Genomic DNA, 1,033 nt, shown 5'->3' with positions numbered 1-1,033 from the left:
CGACGACGAGGACCAGCGCGACCGCGGCTGCGCACACGAGCGCGGTGGCTGATGCCGTGCGCAGGAGGAAGTAGGCCGCGAGCAGCATCCACAGGGCGAGGGTGGTGCGCCACCGGGTCCGCGCCGCGAACAGGACACCGAACGTGATGAGCGCGAAGAGCGAGATGATCGCCAGGAGGTTGGCGTTGCCCACGATGCCCTGGATCCGCCCGCCGTCGAACAGGTTGTCGCGCACCCAGTACCACTGCGGGTCGATCTTGCCGTCCGGCAGCGTGAGGAAGTTCGGGAGCAGCGGGCCGTGCAGCACCAGCGAGACCCAGAGCTCGATCGCCAGCGAGAGGCCCAGGATCCACTTGAACGCCGAGGACAGGGCCCGGACGATCTCATGCCAGGTGAGCACGTGAGCGAGGAAGAGCCCGTTCACGGTGACGGCCGCGAGCAGCACCCAGGTGATGATCGTCGGGCCGCGCCACTGCGACCAGGCGATCGAGACGAGGGCCAGGGTCGTGTATCCGAGCGCGGTCCAGGGCAGGCGGCGCCAGCGGAACGGCTGCGGACGGTTCCGGGCGAGCATCGGGATGCCGATGGCGAGGGTCGCGAGGGTGAAGACGGCGAGCGTGATCGCGGCGCCGTCCCGTCCGAGCAGGTTGTACACGGCCGAGTGGGCGAACGTGACGAAGAGGACGAGGATCGCATAGCCGCGCAGCAGCAGATGCCCCGTCGACTCGCGCTCCGGCGCGGTTGGTGGGGCAGACACCGGATGCTTCGTGTACTGGGCCATCGCGTTCAGGCTACCGCGCCGTGCTCCGAGCGTCGCTGAACGCCGCAGCGCGGCTCTACGCTGGTGGCATGCTGCTGAGCCTCACGAACACGCCCCGCGACTACGCCTGGGGATCGGACTCGCTTCTCGCCGACCTCGAAGGCCGCACGCCGACCGGCGCACCGGAGGCCGAGGTCTGGTTCGGAGACCACCCCGGCGACCCCGCCGATGTGGCCGACGGCGGCACGCTCGATCAGGTCACAGGGGGCACGC

General features: G+C 70.0%; 1 protein-coding gene and 1 pseudogene. One reads left to right on the top strand and one right to left on the bottom strand.

Translation table 11 applies throughout. From position 1 onward, the window contains the following. Positions 1-781, bottom strand: a pseudogene (locus tag KZA10_RS16005) (O-antigen ligase family protein); the annotation flags it as partial. Positions 782-849: 68 nt separating this feature from the next. On the opposite strand from KZA10_RS16005, the gene KZA10_RS16000 reads away from it, so the two are divergent. Continuing rightward, positions 850-1,033, top strand: a 184-nt coding sequence (locus tag KZA10_RS16000) for a type I phosphomannose isomerase catalytic subunit (RefSeq protein WP_374196608.1), incomplete at its 3' end; no start/stop codon positions are given.

This window comes from Microbacterium sp. BF1, from assembly GCF_019279095.1.
Lineage (GTDB): Bacteria > Actinomycetota > Actinomycetes > Actinomycetales > Microbacteriaceae > Microbacterium > Microbacterium maritypicum.
Note: the sequence above shows the minus strand (reverse complement) of the source record. Positions and strands in the feature narration are given on the sequence as shown.